Source organism: Dongia rigui (assembly GCF_034044635.1).
GTDB lineage: Bacteria > Pseudomonadota > Alphaproteobacteria > Dongiales > Dongiaceae > Dongia > Dongia rigui.
Genome location: NZ_JAXCLX010000003.1, coordinates 141,451 through 165,781, shown reverse-complemented (window position 1 = coordinate 165,781; position 24,331 = coordinate 141,451). Strand labels below are relative to the sequence as shown.

General features: G+C 62.9%; 27 protein-coding genes. 20 read left to right on the top strand and 7 right to left on the bottom strand.

From position 1 onward, the window contains the following. The first annotated feature begins 2 nt into the window (after positions 1-2). Entirely contained in the window at positions 3-839 is an 837-nt protein-coding gene (locus SMD31_RS16515) for an energy transducer TonB (RefSeq protein WP_320502020.1), read from the top strand. On the opposite strand, the gene SMD31_RS16510 is transcribed toward SMD31_RS16515, so the two are convergent. Genes SMD31_RS16510 through SMD31_RS16495 form a run of 4 tightly spaced genes read right to left on the bottom strand, consistent with a single transcriptional unit; the run spans position 820 to position 4,953 of the window. Continuing rightward, entirely contained in the window at positions 820-1,848 is a 1,029-nt protein-coding gene (locus tag SMD31_RS16510; protein ID WP_320502019.1) for a C45 family peptidase, read from the bottom strand. The two genes, SMD31_RS16515 and SMD31_RS16510, sit on opposite strands and share 20 nt — an antisense overlap. Further along, complete coding sequence (locus SMD31_RS16505; protein ID WP_320502018.1) at positions 1,845-2,654, bottom strand: ABC transporter permease; 810 nt, start codon at positions 2,652-2,654, stop codon at positions 1,845-1,847. Before SMD31_RS16505 ends, SMD31_RS16510 begins: the two co-directional genes overlap by 4 nt. Continuing rightward, on the bottom strand, positions 2,655-3,890 hold the full coding sequence (locus SMD31_RS16500; protein ID WP_320502017.1) for an ABC transporter permease: 1,236 nt from the start codon (positions 3,888-3,890) through the stop codon (positions 2,655-2,657). Between the two features lie 10 nt (positions 3,891-3,900). Continuing rightward, positions 3,901-4,953: an ABC transporter substrate-binding protein gene (locus SMD31_RS16495; protein ID WP_320502016.1), complete on the bottom strand. Its 1,053-nt coding sequence runs from the start codon at positions 4,951-4,953 to the stop codon at positions 3,901-3,903. A 182-nt stretch (positions 4,954-5,135) separates the two neighbouring features. Between SMD31_RS16495 and SMD31_RS16490 the strand changes: the two genes are divergently transcribed. The 13 genes from SMD31_RS16490 (at position 5,136) to SMD31_RS16430 (ending at position 18,064) form a co-directional block, all read left to right on the top strand. Then, positions 5,136-6,473, top strand: coding sequence for an aspartate aminotransferase family protein (locus SMD31_RS16490; RefSeq protein WP_320502015.1), 1,338 nt, complete (start codon positions 5,136-5,138; stop codon positions 6,471-6,473). A 21-nt stretch (positions 6,474-6,494) separates the two neighbouring features. Further along, positions 6,495-7,238, top strand: coding sequence for a GntR family transcriptional regulator (locus tag SMD31_RS16485; protein ID WP_320502014.1), 744 nt, complete (start codon positions 6,495-6,497; stop codon positions 7,236-7,238). Between the two features lie 28 nt (positions 7,239-7,266). Continuing rightward, on the top strand, positions 7,267-8,226 hold the full coding sequence (locus tag SMD31_RS16480; RefSeq protein WP_320502013.1) for a BKACE family enzyme: 960 nt from the start codon (positions 7,267-7,269) through the stop codon (positions 8,224-8,226). A 148-nt stretch (positions 8,227-8,374) separates the two neighbouring features. Further along, positions 8,375-9,067, top strand: a complete 693-nt coding sequence (locus tag SMD31_RS16475; protein ID WP_320502012.1) for a gamma-glutamylcyclotransferase — start codon at positions 8,375-8,377, stop codon at positions 9,065-9,067. 194 nt (positions 9,068-9,261) lie between these two features. Continuing rightward, positions 9,262-10,401 carry a C45 family peptidase gene (locus SMD31_RS16470; RefSeq protein ID WP_320502011.1) on the top strand — a complete coding sequence of 380 codons (1,140 nt, stop codon included), beginning with the start codon at positions 9,262-9,264 and terminating at the stop codon, positions 10,399-10,401. Positions 10,402-10,406: 5 nt separating this feature from the next. Beyond that, on the top strand, positions 10,407-10,790 hold the full coding sequence (locus tag SMD31_RS16465) for a winged helix-turn-helix domain-containing protein (protein WP_320502010.1): 384 nt from the start codon (positions 10,407-10,409) through the stop codon (positions 10,788-10,790). Between the two features lie 204 nt (positions 10,791-10,994). Next, complete coding sequence (locus SMD31_RS16460; RefSeq protein WP_320502009.1) at positions 10,995-11,816, top strand: alpha/beta fold hydrolase; 822 nt, start codon at positions 10,995-10,997, stop codon at positions 11,814-11,816. Positions 11,817-11,878: 62 nt separating this feature from the next. Beyond that, entirely contained in the window at positions 11,879-13,309 is a 1,431-nt protein-coding gene (gene pabB, locus SMD31_RS16455; protein WP_320502008.1) for an aminodeoxychorismate synthase component I, read from the top strand. After that, positions 13,306-14,124, top strand: coding sequence for an aminotransferase class IV (locus SMD31_RS16450; protein WP_320502007.1), 819 nt, complete (start codon positions 13,306-13,308; stop codon positions 14,122-14,124). Before pabB ends, SMD31_RS16450 begins: the two co-directional genes overlap by 4 nt. Before the next feature lie 127 nt (positions 14,125-14,251). Continuing rightward, positions 14,252-14,518 carry a DUF2061 domain-containing protein gene (locus SMD31_RS16445; RefSeq protein ID WP_320502006.1) on the top strand — a complete coding sequence of 89 codons (267 nt, stop codon included), beginning with the start codon at positions 14,252-14,254 and terminating at the stop codon, positions 14,516-14,518. A 38-nt stretch (positions 14,519-14,556) separates the two neighbouring features. Beyond that, on the top strand, positions 14,557-15,936 hold the full coding sequence (locus SMD31_RS16440) for an FAD-binding oxidoreductase (RefSeq protein WP_320502005.1): 1,380 nt from the start codon (positions 14,557-14,559) through the stop codon (positions 15,934-15,936). A gap of 375 nt (positions 15,937-16,311) precedes the next feature. Beyond that, positions 16,312-16,779 carry a PAS domain-containing protein gene (locus SMD31_RS16435; protein WP_320502004.1) on the top strand — a complete coding sequence of 156 codons (468 nt, stop codon included), beginning with the start codon at positions 16,312-16,314 and terminating at the stop codon, positions 16,777-16,779. Next, positions 16,754-18,064 carry a methyl-accepting chemotaxis protein gene (locus tag SMD31_RS16430; RefSeq protein ID WP_320502003.1) on the top strand — a complete coding sequence of 437 codons (1,311 nt, stop codon included), beginning with the start codon at positions 16,754-16,756 and terminating at the stop codon, positions 18,062-18,064. Before SMD31_RS16435 ends, SMD31_RS16430 begins: the two co-directional genes overlap by 26 nt. Here the strand turns inward: SMD31_RS16430 and SMD31_RS16425 are convergent. Both SMD31_RS16425 and SMD31_RS16420 read right to left on the bottom strand, forming a co-directional pair. Next, positions 18,054-18,551, bottom strand: a complete 498-nt coding sequence (locus SMD31_RS16425) for a GNAT family N-acetyltransferase (RefSeq protein ID WP_320502002.1) — start codon at positions 18,549-18,551, stop codon at positions 18,054-18,056. The two genes, SMD31_RS16430 and SMD31_RS16425, sit on opposite strands and share 11 nt — an antisense overlap. Next, positions 18,548-19,381: an aldo/keto reductase gene (locus SMD31_RS16420; RefSeq protein ID WP_320502001.1), complete on the bottom strand. Its 834-nt coding sequence runs from the start codon at positions 19,379-19,381 to the stop codon at positions 18,548-18,550. Before SMD31_RS16420 ends, SMD31_RS16425 begins: the two co-directional genes overlap by 4 nt. An 86-nt stretch (positions 19,382-19,467) precedes the next feature. Between SMD31_RS16420 and SMD31_RS16415 the strand changes: the two genes are divergently transcribed. The 6 genes from SMD31_RS16415 to SMD31_RS16390 all read left to right on the top strand — a co-directional run bounded on the left by SMD31_RS16415 (position 19,468) and on the right by SMD31_RS16390 (position 23,781). Continuing rightward, positions 19,468-19,665 carry a twin transmembrane helix small protein gene (locus SMD31_RS16415; protein ID WP_320502000.1) on the top strand — a complete coding sequence of 66 codons (198 nt, stop codon included), beginning with the start codon at positions 19,468-19,470 and terminating at the stop codon, positions 19,663-19,665. A gap of 7 nt (positions 19,666-19,672) precedes the next feature. After that, positions 19,673-20,233, top strand: coding sequence for a cob(I)yrinic acid a,c-diamide adenosyltransferase (locus SMD31_RS16410; RefSeq protein WP_320501999.1), 561 nt, complete (start codon positions 19,673-19,675; stop codon positions 20,231-20,233). Between the two features lie 364 nt (positions 20,234-20,597). After that, positions 20,598-21,350 (top strand): electron transfer flavoprotein subunit beta/FixA family protein, encoded by a 753-nt coding sequence (locus SMD31_RS16405; RefSeq protein WP_320501998.1) that lies wholly within the window; start codon positions 20,598-20,600, stop codon positions 21,348-21,350. Positions 21,351-21,362: 12 nt separating this feature from the next. Then, complete coding sequence (locus tag SMD31_RS16400; protein ID WP_320501997.1) at positions 21,363-22,298, top strand: FAD-binding protein; 936 nt, start codon at positions 21,363-21,365, stop codon at positions 22,296-22,298. Between the two features lie 86 nt (positions 22,299-22,384). Continuing rightward, positions 22,385-23,260 (top strand): 3-hydroxybutyryl-CoA dehydrogenase, encoded by an 876-nt coding sequence (locus tag SMD31_RS16395; RefSeq protein WP_320501996.1) that lies wholly within the window; start codon positions 22,385-22,387, stop codon positions 23,258-23,260. A 17-nt stretch (positions 23,261-23,277) separates the two neighbouring features. Further along, positions 23,278-23,781, top strand: coding sequence for a hypothetical protein (locus SMD31_RS16390; RefSeq protein WP_320501995.1), 504 nt, complete (start codon positions 23,278-23,280; stop codon positions 23,779-23,781). Between the two features lie 9 nt (positions 23,782-23,790). Here SMD31_RS16390 and SMD31_RS16385 read toward each other — a convergent pair whose 3' ends face one another. Further along, a complete protein-coding gene (locus tag SMD31_RS16385) occupies positions 23,791-24,318 on the bottom strand; it encodes a TlpA disulfide reductase family protein (RefSeq protein WP_320501994.1) in 528 nt (175 codons plus the stop codon). Between the last annotated feature and the right edge of the window lie 13 nt (positions 24,319-24,331).

Below are 24,331 nucleotides of genomic sequence, written 5' to 3'. Positions count from 1 at the left end.
TCATGAGCGTCGCTTTCGAAAGCTCCCTCGATCGCCGTGGCTGGCTCGCCGGCCGCTGGACCAGTGCCGCGATGCTTGTGCTTGGCCTGCATGTCGGCGGCGGAACGGCTGGCTATCTCTATTGGGAAAGCGGCCCCACTGAAATGCTGGCGCCGCCGATGACGGCCATCGCCTTCGAATTGGCGCCGGTGCCCGTGGCGCCGCCTCCACCGCCCAAAGCAGTCGAGGAACCCGATATTGAGCCGGTGATGGATCCGCCGCCGCCGATTTCGGAACTGGACCTGATGCCGCCGGCACCGCCTGAGGTGAAGGTCGCGGTCGCGGTGCCGGAGAAGCCGAAGCCGGTGAAGAAAAAGAAGAAGAAAGAGGCACCGGAGAAGATCAAAAAGCCGCCGGTGAAGCCGGTGGAAACACCGGCGCCGGCGAAGGATTTCAAGACCGCCAGCGACGAGCCATCGACGACCAAGGTCGAATCGCCGCCGCAGCCCAACACGCTGGCGGCTGCCGTCCCCGCCGGTCCCTCGCCGGATGAAATCGCACGCGTTGGTGTCGCGACCCAGCAATGGGAGATCGCCTTCTACAAGCATATCAAGAAGTATCAGCGCTATCCGAAATCGGCCAAGCGCAAGAAGGAAACCGGGTCGCCCATGGTGCGCTTTGTCTTCGATCGCGACGGCAACGTGCTGGAGGCGCAGATCGTGCGCAGCTCGGGCTATGAATCCTTGGATGAAGATGCGATCGCCACCTTCAAGCGCGCCTCGCCCTTGCCGCCCCTGCCGCCTGAAATTGTGGGCGATCAGCTGGCGCGCAACATCCCCATCAATTACAGCCTGAAATAGGCGACAAGGCGATGTCGCGATAGCGCGCGCTGTTCGGTGGTCCGGCGGCGAGGCGGGCCGTCGGGTTCGGCATATTCCGCCAAAGCGCGGAGAAGATCGTAAAGCCGATGGGATCGGTGGGCGAGGTGCCGTCGCGGCAGATCGGTTGCGTCGTCAGGGCCATCTTTACGTTGGCCGTGGCCAGGGCGCTTTCCATGGCGGCCAGCCGGTCGCCGGAGGAGCGCGAGGCGCGCTCGGGTGTGTCCTTGCAATGATTGGTGTGGCAGTACCAATCCGGCCCGCTCTCAACGCGGCGCACGCCATCGGCATCGCAGGCAAGGCCCAGCCAACCCGTGGGATCTGCCACAAGGTAATGCAGTCCCGAGGCATGCGTGACATGATTCATGAAGGCTTCACCGCCTGCGAGATCGGGCTGGTCGAGGAAGCCGCGGATGGCGCACAAGGCCGGCAGGCCATCGGCGCGATGCGGCAGTTGCAAGAGCGTGTTGCAGCAGATGGAGAGACCCTGCGCATTGATCCCCGTCATGCCAATGGTGCCGGCCAGCGTGGCCGCCACGGCGTGACCGTCCGGCCCCCCATAGCGCAGGATGACCTGCAGCCCGTCCATCCAACCCGTGATGTCGAGGTTCTGGCCTGACCAGACCACCCCCGCCGCGTCGCGATAGGCAAAGCTGGTGCAGGCCTCGGCCTGTCTTTCCGCGAAGAACCACCATTGCTCGTCGGTGAGATTGAGCGCCAAGACGTCGTCGAGCGCCTGGCCGGCTCCTTCGGCGATCCCCTGCAGCTCTTCCCAGAGATGCGGGGTCCAGCGCCGGATGGCGGCCGGAAAATGCGTGCCACCCAGCATCCGGTCGCGCGCCTCGCGGTGGGGCAGGGCGGTCTGCTTTTCCGTCTCGCGGCGCCACAGATCGATATGGCGGGCGATGAGGTCACGGGCCGCCTCGCCATGCTGCCGCCCGCGCTGCCTCGCGTCGCCGCGGAGGTCGAGGATGGGGCAATCGCCGATCATCGCCGCACCGATTGCAGCTTGCGGGCACGGCGTTGCATATCGGCGGTCAGCGCCAGGACAAGCGCCGAGATGACGATGAGCACCACCGCCGCGGCGGCAATGGCCGGACTGATCGATTCACGCACACCGCTGAAGATCTGACGCGGCAAGGTGCGTTGATCGGCGGTGGTGAGGAAGCTGGCGATCACCACCTCGTCAAAGGAGATGAGGAAGGCGACCAGCGCGCCGGTGCAGATGCCGGGCGCCACCAACGGCACCAGGATGCGGCGGAAGGCGAGGAGCGGGCCAGCACCCAGCGACGCCCCGGCGCGCATCAAGCCGCGATCGAAGCTTTTCAAGTTCGCCATCACCGTGGTCACCACCACGGGTGCGGCGAGGCCCGCATGCGCCAGGATGAGCGAGAGGCGGGAGCCCACCAGCCCCATCGTGGCGTAAAAGCTGAAGCAGGCGACGCCCATGATGACGATGGGCAGGATCAGCGGCACCGAGATCAGCGCCAGGATCAGCTTCTGACCTGGAAACCGCCCCCAGGTGAGACCGATGGCTGCCAGTGTGCCGAGGAGTGTTGCCAGCAAGGTCGAGGCGCCGCCAACGATGAGCGAGTTGAGGAACGCCCCCGTCCAGCGCGGATCGGTAAAGACCGTCTCGTACCAGCGTGTCGACCAGCCCGGCACGGGCAATGTCAGCAGGGTCCCGCTGGTGAGCGAGATCGGCACCATGATGGCGATCGGCGCCAGGATGAAGAGGAGGACAAGCGCCGTATGAACGCCGGCAAGCTGAGCGCGCAGGCGTGGCCAGAAACGCATCTAGACCCTCCGCCGGCTCAAGTTCTGGAACGCCGCCCAGCCCAGCAGGGCGATGACCAGGACCAGCAGCAATTGCAGGGCGAGTGCTGCGGCGAGCCCCCAGTTGAGCGTCTTGTTGGTGTAGAGCGCCACATAGGAACTCAGCATCTGGTCCTGCGGCCCGCCGATCAAGGCCGGCGTGATGTAGTAGCCGAGCGCAAAGACGAAGACGATGCCGGCGCCGGTGACGATGCCGGGGGCGATGAGCGGCAATTGCACGCGCCAATAGCTTTGCCACCAATTGGCGCCGAGCGACGTGGCCGCCCGCACCAATTCCTTGGGCAGCTTCACCACCACCGCCAGAATGGAAAGGATCATCAACGGCAGCAGCACCTGGACCATGGCGATATAGAGGCTGCCCCGCGTATAGACGAGATGCAGCGGCTGCTCGATGAGATGCAGGAATTGGAGGGTCGTGTTCACCGGCCCCTCGCCTTGGAGGATGATGATCCAGGAGACCGTGCGCACCAGCAGCGAGGTCCACAGGGGGAAGAGCACCAGCGCCAGCAGGATACCGGCATAAGGCGGGCGGGCTGCCGCCAACACATGAGCGACGGGCAAGGCGACGAGCGCGCAGATCAGCGTCACATTGATGCTGATGACGATGGTGCGCCAGATCGCCGCCAGAAAGATCGCCCGGTCAGGCGTGACGGCGGCGATGGCGCCCTTCGCATCGCGCTCGAGATCGAGCGATTGCAGCAGGTAGAAGTCGGTCACCTTGGAGCCCGCCGCCTTGAAGATAGACCACAGCCGCGTGTCGTTGAGGGCCGGGAATTTCGTGAGCAACTCGGCCTTCTCGGCGCCGGCGGTCAGCTTGGCGGCGAGCGGGCCGCTGCGGATGATGAAAGTGCGGCTGCCGGGGAATTGCTGGTTGAGACCCTGCGCCAGCTGCCCCAGCGTGTCCCTCGCGGCCGCCGCGCGGATATCGGCGGCGAAGGCTGCAAAGGCCGCCTGATCAGGCGTGCCGTCGGCCGGCTGCCAGGCGGCGAGGGCCGCGGCGGTCAGGGGCATGTTGTCGGCGATCGCCGAATTGTCGACCGACCGGGCGAGGAAATGCCCGACGGGCACGATGACGGTGACGATGATGAAGCCGAGCAGCGGCAGCACCAGCAGAAACAAGCGCAGATTGGCGCTGGCGAAAACCCCCGAAAGAAACGGGCGCCGGAACCCCGGCGCCCGGTGATGGTCGGTTGGCATCGCCGCCGCGTTATTGGGCGAGCCAGGCCTGGAAGCGCTGCTCCAGGGCTTCCTTGTTCTCGGCCCAGAACTCGGTGTCGTAGACGGCGCCATGGGCGAGGTTCTTCTCCGAGGTGGGCAGGCGGTCGAGCTGTTCTGGTGTCAGATATTCAGACACCTTTTTGTGGCCGACGCCATAGGCGTAGAGTTTCGGGAAGCCCGCCTGGTTTTCCGGCTTGGCGAAGAAGTCGAGGAACTTCTCGGCCGCGGCCTGGTGCGGGGCACCCTTCACCACGGCCCACATGTCGGTGCCGTAGAAATAGCCGGCATTCCAGGCGATGACGAAATTGGTCTTGTTCTTCTCGTTCTCCGAGGTGACGCGGGCGTTGTAGAGATCGGTCATCACCACTTCGCCGGCCGACAGATTCTGCAGCGCCTTGGTCGAGCTGGTCCACCACACGACATGCGGCTTGATCTTGTCGAGCATGGCGAAGGCCTTGTCGACGCCGCCGGGCTTACGAAGCTCGGTATAGACGTCGGCCGGGGCGACGCCCGCCGCCATCATCGCGTTTTCCAGCGTATATTGCGCCCCGCCCAGCATGCCGCGCTTGCCCGGGAATTTCTCCACGTCCCAGAAATCGGCCCAGCTTTGCGGGCCGTCCTTGATCTTGTTGCCGTCATAAACCATGACGGTCGCCCAGGTGTCGGAGGCGAGGCCGCATTCATGGATCGTGCCCGGCAGGTAATCGTCCTTCTGCGCATAGATCGCCGCCGGCAGCTTCTCGAAGAGCCCCTCGGCGCAGCCGATCTCGAGCTGCGGTGCTTCGACGCTGACGAAATCATAGACGATGGCGTTGCTCTCGACCTGGGCGCGGAGCTTGGCGAGTTCTCCTTCCCATTCGTCGAGCACGACCTTGATGCCGCTTTCCTTGGTGAAGGGCTGGAACACGCCCTGGTCATACGCCTCGTTCCAGCTGCCGCCCCAGCCAACGGCGGTGAAACTTTCCTCCGCGGCGGCAGGACCCGTCATGCTCGCCGTCGCGGCAGCCAATGCCAAGGCAGCCCACATCCTTTTTGATGTCATCCGAAGCCTCCTTCTGCTTTTCCTGTTTCGAGGTGATTTTTGCTTATTGATTTGATCAAATGTTATGGAGATGATGTGGCGCTGTCAACCGCATCGCCGCCTGATCTGGGGAGATGGCCCGCAAGAGGGCAGCGGATCTGATCGCCAGTCCTTGAAAAGTTTGATCAAATAGGTGAAGGCCCATGTCCGATATCGCCGCCGCGACCACTGCTGGTACCAATCTGGCGCTCGATTCCGCCATCGCCGAGACGCGCCAGCGTTTCACCCGCGCCAATCCGGCGAGTGCCGCCCGGCATGAAGGGGCCAAGAAAGCGCTGCCCGGCGGCAACACGCGCGCTGTGCTCTATTACGATCCCTTTCCCTTGACCGTGACGGGAGGCGAGAGCAACCGGCTCACGGATCTCGACGGCCACACCTATGTCGATTTCGTCAGCGAATACACGGCGGGCCTCTATGGCCATCGCAACGACAAGATCGCGGCGGCGATCAAGGCGGTAGCGGATTCCGGCTGGGTGCTCGGTGCCCCCAACGCCTATGAGGCGAAGCTCGGCGCCGCCATCGTCGACCGGTTTCCGGCCATCGAGCGCGTGCGCTTCTGCAATTCAGGGACCGAGGCCAATCTGATGGCGCTTTCGACCGCGCGGGCGGTCACGGGCCGGAAATCGATCATGGTCTTCGACGGCGGCTATCACGGCGGCATCCTGACCTTTGCCCATGGCGGTTCGCCGCTCAATGCACCGTTTCCCTTCATCACCGCGCAGTACAATGACATTGCCGGCACGAAGGCGCTGATCCGGCAGCACGGAGCTGATCTTGCCGCGGTGATTCTGGAAGGCATGATGGGCGGTGGCGGCTGCATCGAGGCGAAGCCCGATTTCCTCACCATGCTCCGGGCGGAAACGCAGAAGGTGGGGGCACTCCTGATCCTCGACGAGGTCATGACCTCGCGCCTCTCCTATCGCGGGTATCACGGCAAGGTCGGGTTGAAGCCCGATCTCATCAGCCTTGGGAAATATATCGGCGGTGGCTGCAGCTTCGGCGCCTTTGGCGGCCGCGCGGATATCCTCGACCGGTTCGACCCGGCCGCTCCCAATGCCTTCGGCCATGGCGGCACCTTCAATAACAACATCTTCAGCATGGCGGCGGGCTTCACCGGCTTTACCGAGGTCTTGACCGAATCGGCCCTGGGGCAGATGAACGCGCTGGGCGATCATCTCAGGGCAACGATGAACGAGCAATTGCAGCGCCGGAATGTGGCCGGCACGGTGACGGGTGTGGGATCGCTGATGAACCTGCATTTCGTCGATCGCGAAATCGCCTCGCCGCACGACGTCGAAGCAGCCGACCACCGTTTCCTGCAACTGTGGCAGCTGGAGATGCTGCTGCGCGGGCAATATGTGACGCCCCGTGGTATGATTGCCCTCTCGCTGCCTTTCACCCGCGCCGATATCGATGCCTTCACCACGATTTTTGATGACTTCCTGTTGGACTACCGCTCCATCCTGCCGCAGCGGCACTGACGGGCGCGATATTCCCTGATCATGACGCGTTCCCCCAGCAAGAAGCCGAAGGCGAAGACAGCCAAGCCCGGGCCGAGGTCCCGCGCGAAGGCCGCAGCGGCAACGCCGATGGCGGTGCTGGGCGATGTGCCCCATGGCTCGACTCATGAAGACGTCTATGCGCGTTTGAAGCGCGCCATCATGTCCGGCCATTATCTGCCTGGCGAGCGGCTGGTGGTGGCGAAGCTCGAAAAGGTCTTCGGCACCAGCGCCATGCCGATCCGCGAGGCGCTGCGGCGCCTGGTGACGGAGCAGGCGCTGGTCAACACGCCCAATCGCGGCGTCGAGGTGCCGCAGATGAGTGCCGGTCGGTTGATGGATCTGCGGCGCGTGCGCTGCGAGATCGAAGGCAAGGCGACCGATTGGGCGGCCCTCACCATCAGCAAGGCGGAGCTCGCACAGCTCAAGAAGATTCAGGCGGAACTGAACCGGCTGGCGGCGGCGGAACAGACCGAAGGCTATCTCGATCTCAACCTCGCCTTCCACTTCACCATCTACAAAGCCGCGCGCTCGCCGCTGCTCATTCCGATCATCGAAAGCCTGTGGATGCAGGTGGGGCCATGCCTCAATTCGATGCGCGGCACGGCGACCCTCGGCCTCGGCATGGATCATCACGAGGCGATGATCGCGTATCTCGAAAAGGGCGATGGTGCCCGCGCCGCCGACGCGCTACAGAAAGATATCTCGGAAGCTGCCGACATCATCTTGCGGCTGCTACCGCAGTAACCAAAAATAGCAGATAAGGATCAGGGGCATGGCAAACGCTGAAATCGCGAAGAAACCGAAGGGCCGCAAGGTCATCATCACTTGCGCCGTCACCGGCTCGGTCCATACGCCCACCATGACGCCCTACCTGCCGATCACGCCCGACGAAATCGCCACGGAATCAATTGCCGCTGCCGAAGCCGGCGCGTCGGTCATCCATCTCCATGCGCGCGACCCAAAGGACGGCCGGCCGACGCCCAACCCGGACGTCTTCATGCAGTTCCTGCCGCGTATCAAGCAAAACACGGACGCCGTCATCAACATCACCACCGGCGGCTCGCTCGGCATGTCGATGGACGACCGGCTGGCGGCGCCGTTGCGCGCCAAGCCAGAGCTTTGCTCGCTCAATATGGGGTCGATGAATTTCGGCATCTTTCATGCCGGCGACAAGATCACCGATTGGAAATACGACTGGGAAAAGCCCTATGTCGAAAAGACACGGGACAACATCGTCAGCAACACCTTTACCCAGATCGAACGAGTGATCCGCGAGCTTGGCCATGGCTGCGGCACGCGGTTCGAATGCGAATGCTACGACATCGGCCATCTATATACGCTGGCGCATTTCCTCGACCGCAAGCTGCTGGAGCCGCCGCTCTTCGTGCAGACCATCTTCGGCGTGCTGGGTGGCATCGGCCCGCACCCGGAAGACCTCGCGCATATGCGCCGCACCGCCGACCGCCTGTTCGGCGCGGATTACCAATGGTCGATCCTCGCCGCGGGCCGGCATCAGATGAGCCTTGCGACGATGGGCGCCACCATGGGCGCCAATGTGCGCGTGGGGCTGGAGGACAGCATCTATCTGGGGCCGGGCCAGCTCGCCAAAAGCAACGCCGAGCAGGTGACCAAGATCCGCGCGATCCTTGAAAACCTCTCGCTCGAAATCGCCACCCCGGCCGAGGCGCGGGCCATGCTGAAGCTCAAAGGCGGCGACCAGGTGGCGTTCTAGGAACTGGGGTGGCTTATGGTGCAAATGCTGTGAATTTTCGTCATCTCTGCTGTTGAATAACGGGCAATTGCGGCACCCGCCGGCCGTTGCTAGCTTGGGCCTGCCCAGCAACGAGCCGGACCCTGGAATGCCGCCGGATCATCCACCGATGAAGAAGATGGCGCTGACGCCCGATCTGGTCGCGCGCTGCGAGCGTTTCGTGCCGGAACCCGGCCCCCGCGAGGACATCGTCTATTTCACGCCCGAGGAGTTCGCGGCTGAGGCAGCGCGGTTGGTGGCAGAGGCCGGTGACGGCCCGTTCTGGATTTTCGCCTATGGCTCGCTCATCTGGAATCCGGGCTTTGAGGTGGCGGAGTATCGCCGCGGTACCGCCCATGGCTGGCACCGGCGCTTCTCGATGGAAATGACGCGCTGGCGCGGCACGCCGGAACAGCCGGGGCTGATGCTGGCCCTCGAGCATGGCGGTTCCTGCGAAGGCCTGTTGTTGAAGCTGCCGGAGGCCGAGAAGGTACCGGAACTCGCCAAGGCTCTGGCGCGCGAAACCGACGGCGCCGCCGACTTCGCTTACTTGCGCTGGCTCAACGTCCGCACGGCCGATGGCCCCTGCCGCGCGCTCACCTTCTGGGCGCATCCCAAGGGTTTTCATCTGCCCGAACATCCCAGCGTCGACGCGACCGCCCAGATGCTGGCCCGCGCCTGTGGCCATGTCGGCTCCTGCGCCGCCTATCTCTACAACACCGTCTCGAAGCTCGCCGAACACGGCATCTACGACAAGAATTTGTGGCGCCTGCAGGAACTGGTGGCACGCGAGATTGTGGGGGGCGCGGTAGATCGAGACTGAGATCGGCCAGCCCCCCACCCACCCCTCCCCCCTGAAGGTGGGAGGGCTTTCTTGCAGAGGTGGCAGCAACACCTCGCTCTCATCTCCTCCCACCTTTAGGGGGGAGGCCGGGAGGGGGCGCCAAGTGACGGCTCTACATTGTCACCCAACTCGACATTCGCTAAGACTCATGCCGCACCCGTCGGAGCCGCCGCATGACCGCCCTCAATCCCCAGCCCTTTCCCTTTGTCTCCGTCAGCGGCACGCCATACGAGCGCGGCGTGCAGTACGGAAAGGCGGTGCCGGACCGGGTGAGGCGTAGCATCGGCCTCTATGCCGGCACGCTTGACGAACTCGGTTTCACGCCGCCGGAGAAGGCGCGACTCATCGGGCAGTTCGCCAAGGAGATCGCGGTTTTCGGCAAGCATTATCTGGAGGAGATGCGGGGCATCGCCGATGGTGCGGGGGTGCCGCTCGACGACATCGTGCTCATCAACGCGCGGACCGAGATCGTGGCCCAGGCGCGACGCGAAAAGAACAAGCCGGAGGCGGAGGATGACGCCGTTGATGGCTGCACCGGCGCCATCATCCTGCCAGAGCGCAGTGCGACGGGTAAATTGATCCACGGCATGAATTGGGACTGGCGTGCCGAATGCGCCGAGACCGCCATCGTCCTGCGCGTCAGCCGCGAGGACGGGCCGGATTTCATGACCTTTGTCGAAGCCGGCGGCCTGGCGCGCTGCGGCGTCAACGAGGCCGGCATCGCCATCACCGCGAATTACCTGGAATCGGAACGTGACTATAAGCAATCAGGCGTCCCGCTGGTGCTCATCCGCCGCAAGGTGCTGGAGCAGAAGCATTACGCCATGGCTTTGCGCGCGGTCGCTGCCACACCCAAGGCCTGCTCCAACAACATGATGGTCAGCACGGTCGAAGGCTGGGGCATCGATTTCGAATGTGCGCCGGATGAAGTGTTTCCACTCTATCCACAAGACGGCCTCATCGTGCATGCCAATCACTGGGTCAGCCCGGTTGCGCTCTCGAAACTGAAGGATGTCGGCCTGCTGGGCGACAGCTTCTATCGCGACAAGCGTGTCCTGCAGCGTCTTGGACCGGGCAAGATCTCACCGGAGGATCTGAAGGCCGCCTTCTTCGACGATTTCGCAAGTCCCTTTGCCGTCTGCCGCCCCGTTCTGCCCAATTCCGCAGGCGATCTATCGGCCACTGTCGCCATGATCATCATCGACAGCACATCGGGCACAATCGATGTGGCGCCGCTGCCGGCGCATTGCCGCGATTTTACCCGCTACAGCCTTAAAGACGCGCCGGTCGCTTTGGCCCGCGCGGCGGAGTAGCGCTCATGCCGAAAGCGGCAACCGGCAATGTCCATCCGTCAGGCCCGCGCCTGCGCGTCGTCATCGAGCCCGATGTCGCGATCGGTCCCGGCAAGGCCGATCTCCTGGAAGCCATTCGCGATACCGGTTCCATCTCCGCCGCCGGCCGCAAGCTCGGCATGAGCTATCGGCGTGCCTGGCTGCTCGTTGACGAACTCAACCAGCATCTCGCCGCCCCGGTGGTCGCGGCCCAGACAGGTGGCGCCAAGGGCGGCGGTGCGGCACTGACGGCCACGGGGCAGGAAGTACTCGATCGGTATCGCAGCATGGAAATGGCCTGCCGCGAAGCGATTGCCGGCGACGTCCAGGCCCTGCGCAACCTCATCCGGCGCAATCAGCGGCAGAAGTGACGCGCAGTCTTTTGGGCTGGGAAAAATTGCCGTTGAGCCGCGGCGGTGGCTTTTGCGTCCTGTCAGACCCGACTTTAATCCAGAGTCCCGTGAAGACTTTATTCATCCATTCAGTGTAGCTTTCAGCGATCCAGTATGGCCCTCTTGTCACGCGGGAAAACGCTTCGGGCGGTTTCCGGACCCGGCGGATGGGGAAACATGTTAATGCGCGTCTCGAAGGCACTCAATGTTCGCGAGGTTGGCGACGGACCGGATGTGCTGGTCCTGGCGCATGGGTTCGGCTGGAACCAGGATGTCTGGCGGCGTTACATCGATGTCTTTCGTTCCCAGTTCAAAGTCGTTACCTACGACCTCGCCTGCGCGCCCAGTGCTGATCGCGCCTTCTTCGATATGTTGCGGCATCGCGAGATCGACGGCTATATCGAGGACCTTGAGCAAATTCTCCTCGAGATCGACTGCCACCGCTGCCATTTCGTCGGTCATTCGGTCAGCGGCATGATCGGGTTGCTGGCGTCGCTGCGCCATCCCGAGCGTTTCGCCAAGGTGATCACCATCGGCGCGTCGGCGTGCTACCTGAAGGACCAGGATTACCATGGAGGCTTCGATCAGGAAGGCATCCTCAACATGTTCGACGCGATTACGACAGACTATCGCGCCTGGGCCGAAAGCTATGCACCCGGTGCCGTCGACCAACCACGCGAACATGAGGTGACCAGTGATTTTCTGGCAAGTCTCATCGCCATGCGGCCCGACGTCACCCTGGCGACGGCGCAAATGATTCTGGGTGCGGATTATCGCAACGCCATGGTCCGCGTCTCGGTTCCGACGGTGATCCTGCAGACCAAGCTGGACCCTGCCGTGCCATTGGCGGCGGCGATGTTCCTGCGTGACCACATCCGCGGCGCCCAGCTGCAGATCCTGGATGCCGTCGGCCACATGCCGCATTTGACCTCGTTCGAACTGGTACGCGATGCGCTTTGCCAGCACCTCCATCCGGAGGCGGCCGGGGCCGGCGCCACTGGCTGAAACTGGAAACTGATTGCCGCTTCTGGGTGCCCCGGCCGTGCTGGCCGTGCTAAGGTTCGCCCATGATTGACGGCTTGCAAATCCATGCTCTTACCGGCCCTGCGCTTGATCCGCTGCGCTGGGCGGCGGCCCTGCGTCCGGCTGGTGGGCTGGTGTTTTTCGATAGCGCCTTGGCCCATGAGACGCTCGGCCGCTATTCCTTCATCATGGCCGATCCGTTCCACCGGCTGACGGCGGATGGCGCGCGTGTGACGCTCGACAGGGCCCCCGTATCCGGTGATCCATTTACAGTGCTTGCCGATCTGATGGGGCGGTATCCGCAGTCGCGGGTGCCAGACCTGCCACCCTTCCAAGGCGGCGTCGCCGGCAGCTTCGGCTATGGCCTGCGCCATCATGTCGAGCGCGTGCCGCGGCATCACCGCGATGACCAAGACATTCCAGACCTGCTGCTCGGCGCCTATGACCTCGTGGTAGCGATCGATCATGTCGCCGGGACGGGCTGGCTGATATCGAGCGGCCTGCCTGCCAGTGGCGACGGGCGCCGACAACGCGCCGAGGCGCGTATCGCCTGGGCGCTGGACCTGTTTGCGCGTGCCGGCGAGGCGCCGCAAAGTTCGCAATGGGCGATTGCGGCGCGGCCCGAACTCACCGGCACCGATTACAAGGCAATGGTCGCGAAGACCATCGATTACATCGAAGCCGGTGACATCTATCAGGCCAATATCACCCAGCGATTTCGCGCGCGCCTCCATGCCGGCATCGACCGGCTCGATCTCTACCGGGCGCTGCGGCGTCGCAATCCGGCAACCTTTGCTGCCTTCGTTGAATTCGACGATGTGGCAATCCTGTCATCCTCGCCTGAACGCTTCCTCTCGCTGCGCGCTGGCCAGGTCGAGACGCGGCCCATCAAAGGCACGCGGGCCCGGGGACGCAATGCGCGGGAAGACGCAGCGCTCGCTGCCGAATTGCTGGCGAGCGAAAAGGACCGCGCCGAGAATCTGATGATCGTCGATCTCTTGCGCAACGATATCAGCCGCGTCTGTCGCATGGGCTCGGTCAAGGTGCCGGTGCTGTGGGGCCTCGAGAGTTATGCGACCGTCCATCACCTGGTTTCGGTCGTTACGGGGGAAATGCTGCCGGACAAGTCGGCGGTCGATCTGCTGCGCGCAACCTTCCCCGGCGGGTCGGTCACCGGTGCGCCGAAGATCCGTGCCATGGAAATCATCGCCGAATTGGAGCCGACCGCGCGCGGGCCCTATTGCGGTGCCATCGGCTATCTCGGTTTCGATGGCAGTCTCGATTCCAACATCGTCATCCGCACCTATTGCATCAAAGGCGACGATCTCTCCTTCCAAGTGGGCGGCGGCATTGTCGCCGACAGCGATCCGGCGCTGGAGTTCGAAGAAAGCCTGACCAAGGCCAAGGCGCTGATCGAGACGCTCGCCTCGGGCGGGGGCCAGGTGCGCAGCGATGTCGGCGGGTCGGCGGCATGATCTGGCTGAATGGCCAATTGCTGGCGCCCGAGGTGGCGCGGATCGACCCCCGCGATCGCGGCTTTACCTTAGGGGACGGGCTGTTCGAGACCTTGGCGGCGCGTGACGGTCATCCGATTGATCTGGCGTCACATTTGGAACGGCTAGCGCGTGGATCGACGGTCCTGGAACTGCCGCTGCCGGTCGAGGCGACGGAGGTTGCGACCGCAATCGGCCAGGTGCTCGAGGCCAATGGGCTGACCTCTGGCCCGGCAGCCTTGCGGCTGACTTTGTCGCGCGGCGTCGGCTCGCGCGGGCTGCTGCTGCCGCTCGATCCAAAGCCCAATCTGGTGATCACGGCCAGTGCTTTCCCAAAGGTGCCAGCGCATCTCGACGCTGTGACGGTGCCGATCAGGCGCAATGAGGGATCGCCCTTGAGTCGGATCAAATCTTTGAACTATCTGGATAATGTCCTGGCGCAGCAACAGGCGCAGGCCGCCGGTGCCCAGGAAGCCCTGATGCTCAACAATCGGGGCCACATCGCGGGCTTTGCCCGGGGCAATATCTTTGCGCTGATCGATGCGACATGGGTGACGCCACCGCTGGCCGATGGGGTGCTGGACGGCATTACCCGGGCAAAGATCCTGCAGAACGCCCAGAAAAGCGGCGCCAAGGTCGAAGAACGGAGCCTGGAGCGCGCCGAAACCGACCGTATCGGGGCACTTTTCATCACCAATTCCTTGTTGGGTGCCGTTCCGATCGGGCGTCTGGACGGCCAGGAGATGCGCCTCGACAGCGTTCTGATCGAGCAGATCGCCGCCCTAATGATCGATTAGCGCGCCGAGGAGCGTGAGTTCAATCGATCCAGTCGATTAGTTCCATTGGTATTCCCGTGTTGCGGAATGCCCCGACCTGCCTCATATTCTGCATATGAGAATTATTCGCAAGTACGGAGGCGATATCATGAAGCGGGATCTGGTCAAGACGGCAACCTTCGCGGCGCTCCATTTCAGCATCGGCTTCGGTGTCGCCTATCTCATTTCCGGTTCCCTGCCGGTGGCGCTTGGCGTCGCCCTTATCGAACCGGCCGTCAACACCGTCGCGTTCTTCTTTCACGAGCGCGCCTGGCAACACAGCGAGAAGGCAGATGCTGCCAAAAACATGGCTGCGCCGCGCATCGAGGACCACCATTCCTTTCGCAACCTGCGTTCACTGGCGCTTGCCGGCTGAGATCGACTAGCATCCGCCCCATTCTTTGGGGGGGGCGGATGAAGATGAGCGATGTGATCGACGACTTGCGTGCCGCGCTGGGGAACGGCGCCGTCTTGACCGGCGACGATATCGGATCGAAGCACCGCTCAGACATGAGCATGACCGGGCGGTCGCTGCCCAAGGCGCTGATCCGCCCGCGCGACCCGGCGCAAGTCGCGACGGCGCTTAGGATCTGCCACGCACATCGCCAGGCTGTCGTGCCGCAAGGCGGCCTCACCGGGCTTGCCGGCGGCGCCAATGCCGGACCCGGCGACATCGCTTTGTCGCTCGATCTCCTAAGCGGTGTCGAGGAGCTGGACCGCGAGGCGGCAACACTGACCGTGCTGGCCGGCACACCGCTGGAACGCGCGCAGATGGCCGCGGCCGATGCCGGTTTCCTGCTGCCGCTGGATCTGGGCAGCCGCGGCACGGCGCAGGTCGGCGGCAATCTCGCGACCAATGCCGGCGGCAACCGGGTCATTCGCTATGGCATGGCGCGGGCGCAAGTGCTGGGTCTTGAAGTGGTGCTCGCCGACGGCACGATCCTCAGCAGTCTCAACAAGATGCTCAAGAACAATGCGGGTTTCGATCTCAAGCAGTTGTTCATCGGCAGTGAAGGCACGCTGGGCATCATCACGCGCGTTGTCTTCCGGCTGAAACCGCTGCCGCGCGTCACCAGCACGGCCTTCTGCGCCCTGGAAAGTTTCCAGGCGGTACTGGCCCTGCTGCAGAAGGCGGAACGGGAACTCGGCGGGCCATCGGCCTTCGAAGTGATGTGGCCCGATTTCTATCGCTTCGTCACCGAACACAAGATGACCAATGCCCGGCCCTTCGCGGAAGAGCATCCCTTCAATGTGCTGATAGAGCATCAAGGTCTCGACACGGAGAATGACCCAGCGCGCTTTCAAGGCTTCCTGGAGGCGGCGCTCGAAGAGGGCCTGCTGCTGGACGCGATGGTGGCGCAGAACGAAAAGGAGGCGCAGGCCTTCTGGCGGGTGCGCGAGGGCTATGCGTTGGACACGTTGCCGGCCATCGTCAATTTCGACGTGAGCCTCGCCATCGGTCGTATCGGCGCTTTCGTCGATGAATGTCGCAGTAACCTTAGCAAACGCTGGCCCGGGGGGCGGTTCTTCTTCTATGGCCATATCGGCGACAGCAATTTGCATATCACCACCTGCGTCGATTACCGCGACGGCGAAGACATGCATGACGTCGATGAGATCGTCTATCGGACGGTGCGGGACTTTGCCGGCTCCGTCTCGGCCGAGCATGGCATCGGCACGTTGAAGCGCGACTATCTCGGCTATTCGCGCACAGCCGAAGAGATCGCGGTCATGCGCCGGATCAAGACAGCGCTCGATCCCCAGGGCATTCTCAATCCCGGGAAGGTGATCTGATATCCGTTTGGATGAAAGGCCACGCCCACCGGGCCGAGTGACGGGGCCGCAATCTCGCGGCAATTCAGGGCCAATCGAGGCGCGCGGCCGCACGGTCGCGTGCTGTGCGACGCATGTTGCGTCAAGCGAACGGCCCGCTCACATCACGGCAAACTATCCTATCGGTTGCAGTATTCGGATAATATTCCGCTATTCCTTTTGCGTTTGATTAATGAAATTATGGCGTTACTGGAGAAGAGAAACTTAGGTGTGTTTCGTCGTTAAGAATTGCAATCCCTTCAATCCTTACGCTTAGGCGGAAATTCGGGAGGCGCAATGATGGCGGGCTCAACAGTTCGTCCCACGGGAATCGAATGCCCCTACGATGAAAGTGAATTGATCGTCAGCAAGACCGACCTCAAAGGACGGATTACTTACGCCAACGATGTCTTCCTGCGCCTCGCGAAATTTCCGCGCTCGCAAGTCATCGGCGCACCGCACAGCCTCATCCGGCATCCCGACATGCCGCGCTGCGTCTTCAAGATGCTGTGGGACACCATCCAGACAAAAAAAGAGCTGTTCGCCTACATCGTCAACATGGCGCGGGATGGCGATCATTATTGGGTCTTTGCGCATGTGACGCCGACCTTCGACGCCAATCGCAATATCCTCGGCTTCCATTCCAACCGCCGAAAACCCGACAAGGCGCAACTGGAAAAAATCATTCCGATGTATGCCGAGCTGCTTGCCGAAGAAAACCGCCATGACAGCCGCAAGGACGGGATGCTGCGCGGCCATGACATGCTCATGAACATGTTGAAGGGGAAGGGGCTCGACTATGACGAATTTGTCTTCTCTCTCTAAGGTAACCGGCGCCGTTATCGGCCTGGTTGCCGCCGTCGTACTCGGCTCGGTCCTGCATCTGATCGCGGATGCACAATTCGGCAAATGGATCACAGCCGGTGAGGCTGTTCTTGTCCTGGTGCTGGCCGTCCTCGCGTTGCGGTGGCTGCGCCAGGCGCAAACCGGCATCAAGGACGCTCTCCGTGTCAGCCACAGTGCCTTCCACGGCAATCTCGAAGCGCGCATCCTGGCGCCGCGCGACGGCGGTGACCTTGGCGCGTTGCAGGCCGACATCGACAATATGCTCGATATCGTCGATGCGTTCGTCCGCGAGTCAGCCGCCTCGATGGAGTATGCCAGCCAGGGCAAGACCTTTCGCAAGGTGCTGACCCGGGGCCTGCCCGGCGCATTCAAGAATGGTGCCGAAACCATCAATGCCGGCACGGCATCGATGGATCAGCGCGTCCGCGATCTGGCAACGGTGGCACAGAATTTCGGCACCAAAATGGACGGCGTGGTTCGGGTGCTGAGCGGTGCAGCCAGCGCTCTTGGATCCGATGCCGAAACCTTGGCGAGCGCCGCTGAAGAAACGAGCCGCCAGTCGACGGCCGTCGCCGCCGGCTCCGAAGAGGCGTCGGTCAATGTGCAGACCGTCGCCAGTGCGGCCGAGGAACTCTCGTCCTCGATTTCCGAGATCGGCCGGCAGGTGACGCAATCCATGTCCATCACCACCCAGGGCGTCGATGAAGCGCAAAGGACGAACAATCAGATTCAGATGCTGGCCGATGCGGCACAGCGGATCGGCGCCGTGGTGCAACTGATCAACGATATCGCCAACCAGACCAATCTGCTGGCCTTGAACGCCACCATCGAGGCGGCCCGCGCCGGCGAAGCCGGCAAGGGTTTTGCCGTGGTCGCTTCCGAGGTCAAGAACCTGGCGACCCAGACCGCCAAGGCCACCGACGAAATCAGTTCCAATATTGCCGAGATGCAGCGTGCGACCAATGAATCGGTCGCGGCTGTGCAGCATATCGGCAAGACCATCGGTGAGATGAGCGACATATCGACCGGGATCGCCTCGGCGATGGAGGAGCAGGGCGCAGCGACGCAGGAAATCGCGCGCAATGTTCAGCAGGCGTCGGCCGGCACGGCAGAGGTTTCAGCAAACATCGTCGGTATCACCGAAGCCGCGCGTGATACGGGGCGGGCCGCCGAGCGCGTCAAGGACATGTCCGGTCAGATCAACAGCCAGGTCGAGGTCTTACAGACCGAAGTGGCTGCCTTTCTGAAATCCATCAACGGGTAATGGGCTGGGGCATCGGCGGACGCTTGAGTGCCACGCGGAATTTCGGCAGCAGGCGGCCCTGATACCCGGTGGGTTCCGCGCCGGTGCGCAGGGCGCCCATCGACGCATAGAAGGCGGCGGCCTGGGGATCGGCATCGATGACAAGGTGGTGCGCGCCGAGCGATGCGGCAAGGTCGAGTGCCTTGGCGTAGAGCGCGCGGCCCAGCCCTCTGCGCATAAAATCCGGATCGATGAAGAGAAGGGTGAGGTCGGCGACGGTCTCATCGAGCGGGTCGACCTGCACCACGCCACAGGGCCGGTCGCCGCTATCGGTGGTCACCCAGACACGGCCAGCCAGTATCGCGGCTGGGTCGACGCGGATCTGGTCACGCACGCTTGCCATGAAGCCGGCGTCATAACCCCAATGTGCCTTGGAGCGGAAACAGATGTCGTCGAGCGCCGCGCACTCGTCGCAGCGGGCGGGGCGCAGGATGGCTCCGTGCGTCAAATCATCTCCAGCGGCACGGCTTTCTTCGGCGCCGGGAAGGCGGCGTCGATCTCGGCCAGATCCTGGGGCGTCAGCACGATGTCACCGGCAGCGGCATTTTCCTTGAGGCGCGCGATGGTGCGGCTTTTCGGCACGGCGAAGGAAAGCGGATGGCGCGTGGCCCAGGCGAGCATGATCTGGGCCACCGTCGCATCGTGGCGCCTGGCGATGGGTTCCAGTTGTCTGAAGCCATCGACCTCGCCCTGCGCCAGCGGGCAATAGGCCATCAGGGCGACCTTGGCCTTGGCCATGATGGGGACCAGGTCGTGTTCGGGACCACGCACGCCGACATTATAGAGAATCTGGTTGGCGACGGCGTCGCTGCCGCCGGGAAGGCCAAGCCATTCCTTCATGTCGCTGCTGTCGAGATTGCTGATGCCGAAAGCGCGGATCTTGCCGGTCTTCTTCAATTCCTGGAATGCAGCAAGGGTATCGGCGAGAGGATATGACCCGCGCCAATGCAGGAGGTAGAGGTCCAAGTAATCGGTGCCGAGCCGCTTCAGGCTCTGTTCGCAGGCCTTGATGGTGCCGGCGCGGCTTGCATTGCTGGGTAGGACCTTGCTGACCAGATAAACGTCCTTGCGGCGGCCCGCTATCGCGTCGCCGGTCACTTCTTCCGCACCGCCATTCCCGTACATTTCAGCGGTATCGATGAGGGTGAGGCCGAGATCGATGCCGGCCTGAAGGGCTGCGACCTCCGACTTGCGCTCGGCGGCACGCTCGCCCATGCGCCAGGTGCCCTGGCCGATGACTGGAATTTCCGTGCCGTCATTAAGGACTAATCGCCGCATGGTCCGTTTCCTCGTCTTTTCCGTATTTTTGCAGACGTCTGCCGCTTACTCTAGCGCGGCTTCCCACTCACAGCTATCATCCGGTCATGCCAAACATATTCCTCATCCTGCTCGTCATTTTCCTCGTCCTTACCTTGGGCACGCTGCTGGTCGGCGTCTTTGCCATGGGCCGGGGTGGCGATTTCAACAAGCGCAACTCGAACAAGCTGATGCGCCTGCGCGTCGTGTTCCAGATCGGTGCGGTGGCGAGCTTCGTTCTCTATATGCTGACTCGTAACGGCTGACACGGGTATGGTTCAGCTCACGCGGATCTACACCAAGAGCGGCGACAAGGGCTCGACCTCGCTCGGCTCCGGCAAGCGCGTGAAGAAGCACGATTTGCGGGTCGCGGCCTATGGCACGGTGGACGAAGCCAATGCCGCGATCGGGGTCGCGCGGCTGCATGTGTCAGGCGATTTGGACGCCATGTTGAATCGCATCCAGAACGACCTCTTCGATCTCGGCGCCGATCTCTGCCAGCCGGAAGATCCCAAGGACTATCCAGCGCTGCGTGTGATCGAGGCACAGGTCGAGCGGCTGGAGCAGGAGATCGACCGCTTAAACGCCGAATTACAGCCTTTGAAAAGCTTCGTGCTCTCGGGCGGCACACCTGCCGCCGCCCATCTCCACCTCGCCCGCACCATCGCCCGTCGTGCCGAGCGCGACATCACGGCGCTGATGGAACATGAGGAGATCAACCCGGCGGCGCTGCGTTACATCAACCGGTTGTCCGACCTCCTTTTCGTCATGGCGCGCTATGCCAATGACAAGGGCCAGGCCGACGTGCTGTGGGTCCCGGGCAAGAACCGGTAGGTTGCAAGCCCCCAGTGACTCGATGCCGCTTTGCCCAAAAACGCCGCACCATCTGCCCAGGGAAGCTGCACGCAGCTTCTCGAACTCGGCTCATGGAAGGGTTAATGCAGCTCATCGGTGGTGGCGTGAAGTCATTGAATTTGCGCGATTAAGCGCAAGGCTGCCGTTTCCGGGCGAGTTGCCTCGCCTCGTTGACACAAAGATGCCATGCCCCTATTTTGCGCATGCGAAATTTCTGCCGCGGGGCCGTGAAAAACGGTGCCGGCAGGCAGGGGGTGTCGCTGCCTGAGCGTCGGGTCATATCAAGAACCGAAAGCGAGGGGCATCGACCGTTGTAACCACAGTCTCATCCGGGTCCTTGAAGATGAAAGTCCTCGTCGCTGTTAAGCGGGTGATCGACGCCAATGTGAAGGTCCGCGTCAAGGCGGACGGCACGGGTGTCGAAACCCAGAACGTCAAGATGTCCATGAATCCCTTCTGCGAAATCGCGACCGAGGAGGCCGTGCGTCTCAAGGAAGCCGGCAAGGTGACGGAAATCGTCGCCGTGTCGTTGGGCAACGCGCAATGCGCGGAGACGATCCGCACGGCCCTTGCCATGGGCGCCGATCGCGGCGTGCATGTGCAGACCGATGTCGAGTTGCAGCCCCTCGCGGTCGCCAAGCTGTTGAAAGCCGTGGTCGACAAGGAACAGCCGGGTCTCGTGATCCTCGGCAAGCAGGCGATCGACGACGATGCCAACCAGACCGGTCAGATGCTCTCTGCCCTGCTCGGCTGGCCGCAGGCGACGTTTGCCTCGAAGCTGGTCTTGAACGACAACAGCACCGCCACGGTGACGCGCGAAGTCGATGGCGGTCTCGAGACCGTCGAGGTCAAGACGCCCTTCGTCATGACCACCGATCTGCGTTTGAACGAGCCGCGTTATGCCTCGCTCCCCAACATCATGAAGGCGAAGAAGAAGCCGATTGATGCCCTGACCCCCGAACAGCTGGGTGTCGACCCAAGCCCCCGCCTCAAGACCCTGAAAGTGACCGAGCCGCCCAAGCGCTCGGCCGGTATCAAGGTGAAGTCGGTCGCCGAACTGGTCGACAAGCTGAAGAACGAAGCGAAAGTCATCTAAGGGGTCACAACCATGAGCATTCTCGTCCTTGCCGAGCATGACAACGCGTCGCTGAAATCGGCGACCTTGCATGCCGTCACCGCCGCCCAGAAGATCGGCGGCGACATTCATATCCTGGTGGCCGGTGCCGGTGCCCAGGGTGCTGCCGACGCGGCCGCCAAGGTTCCCGGCGTTGCCAAGGTGCTGTTGGCTGACGACGCCATCTACGGCCATGCCCTGGCCGAGAATGTCGCCAAGCTGATCGTCGCCCTCGCGCCGTCCTACAGCCACATCCTCTCGGCTGCGACGGTCAACGGGAAGAACATCCTGCCGCGCGCATCAGCTTTGCTCGACGTGCAGCAGATCTCGGAAATCTCCGAGGTCAACGGCCCGGACACCTTCACGCGCCCGACCTATGCCGGCAACGCGCTGACCACGGTGCAGTCTTCGGACAAGATCAAGGTCATCACGGTGCGTGCGACGGCCTTCGATGCCGCGGCGGAAACCGGTGGTTCGGCGGCGATCGAGAAGGTCGCCTCGGCCGGTGACGCGGGCCTCTCCAAGTTCCTCGGCCAGGAAGTGCAGAAGACGGAACGCCCCGAACTCACCTCGGCGCGCATCGTCGTCTCGGGTGGCCGCGGCATGCAGTCGGGCGACAACTTCAAGATGCTGGAAGAAGTGGCCGACAAGCTGGGTGCCGCCGTTGGCGCGTCGCGCGCCGCCGTCGATGCCGGCTTCGTGCCCAATGATTACCAGGTCGGCCAGACCGGCAAGATCGTGGCGCCGGAGCTCTATCTCGCCGTCGGCATCTCGGGTGCCATTCAGCATCTCGCCGGCATGAAGGACAGCAAGGTCATCGTCGCCATCAACAAGGACGAAGATGCGCCGATCTTCCAGGTCGCCGATTACGGCCTGGTCGCCGACCTGTTCCAGGCGGTGCCGGAACTGGCGAAAGAACTCGGCAAGTAACTGCCAAGAAATAACCGGACAAGCGGCCCGCTGAACGAAACAGCGGGCCGCAATGTTCCGGGAGACAGAAAAGAAGAGGTCAAAACGTGACGATCGAAACCATCGGCATCATCGGTGCGGGCCAAATGGGCAACGGCATTGCCCATGTGAGTTCGCTGGCCAAGCTCGACGTCATTCTGATCGACAACAACCCGGCGCAGCTGACCAAGGCGCTGGAAACGATCCGCGCCAACATGAACCGCCAGGTCAAGCGCGGCCTGATTACCCAGGCCGATGAAGACAGCGCCATCAAACGGATCAAGACATCAAACAGCCTCGCCGATCTGAAGCCCGCCGATATTGTCGTTGAAGCGGCGACGGAAAAGGAAGAGGTCAAGAAAGAGATCATGCGTGCCGTGTGCCCGCACTTGAAGGCCGAGGCGCTGCTGGCCAGCAACACCTCGTCGATCTCGATCACGCGTCTTGCCGCCGCCACCGACCGGCCGCAGAAGTTCATCGGCATGCACTTCATGAACCCGGTGCCGCTGATGAAGCTGGTCGAGCTCATCCGGGGGCTCGCGACCGATGACGATACCTTCTCCCAGGTGCGCGACCTTGCCGAAAAGCTCGGCAAGACGACGGCGACCTCGGAAGACTTCCCGGCCTTCATCGTCAACCGCATCCTGCTGCCGATGATCAACGAGGCGGTCTATACGCTTTATGAAGGTGTGGGCAATGTCGACGCCATCGATACTGCGATGCGCCTCGGCGCCAACCATCCGATGGGCCCGCTGGAGCTTGCCGACTTCATCGGCCTCGACGTGTGCCTCGCCGTCATGCAGGTCCTCTATGAGGGCCTCGCCGACAGCAAGTACCGTCCGTGCCCGCTGCTGGTGAAGTATGTGGAAGCCGGCTGGTACGGCAAGAAGGCTGGCCGCGGCTTCTACGATTACAGCGGCGAGACGCCGGTTCCGACGCGCTGAGGCGCCGGCAGCGCGCGATGTGGCGTGCCGGAACGCTGCTGTTTGTCGCGGCGGCGCTCGCGGCTTGCCAGACCCATGGCTTGCACCCGACCTATTACGCCGGTCAACTGGAACTGGCCCTCCGCAATGGCAATGAACTCGATCGACCGTATTTCGTCGATGAGGCGGATTGGCCGGCGACGCTCGATTGCATGATATCCGCCATCGTCGCCGAGATCCCGCTCTCCGATCAGTCGGTGCTCGTGCAAGGCCTCAATGGCGGATATTACCAGGGCCATAACGACGATCTCTATGTGAAGTATTTCTGGTCCTCACCGGCCCATGGCGAGATCATGTGGCCGGACACACCCGATGCACCACCATCGTCCGATGGTCGACTGCGTTTCCGCAGCGGGGATCTGGTGCCCGAACTCGACTTCGACCTGCGTCGACACATGCGCAGGAATTTCGAAGGCTTATGCCCGGGGCTTGCCGACAAATATCCAGCGATCCTAAGCTTGCCGCCGATGGAAGAGGTCTGAGCAGCGATCTTACCCGGCCGGTTTGGCGTCGAGGTATTTTCTGAGTTCGGCCTTCACCTTGACTGACGACCAATCGGTGGCGCCGATATAGACCGAGACGACCTTGCCGTCGCGGTCGAGCACATAGGTGGTGGGCAGGGCCGCGCCTTTGAGTTCCTGGAACAGGTCGCTCATGCGGTCGGTATAGAGCTTCAGATTCTTGACGCCCGTGCGGCGAAAGAACGGGGCCGCCTTCTTGATGCCGTCGCGGTCGAGGCTGACCGCCACGACCTTGAGGCCCGCTTCCGCCAGATCGGCCTGGAGGGCGTCGAGGGTGGGCATTTCGGCGACGCAGGGGGCGCACCAGCTGGCCCAGAAATTGAGGACAACCACCTGGCCCTTGAAATCGGCCAGGGTGACCTTGTCCCCCAAAGCATTCTGGAAGTCCTCATTGGGCGTTGGCAGGGGCGGATCGAACGGGCTAAAGTCGCCGGGCTTTGCGGCGGTACCGTCGGCCAGGGACGGTGTCAGGGGTGCCGCCGCCAGCAAAAATGCCATCAGGGAGCCCCAA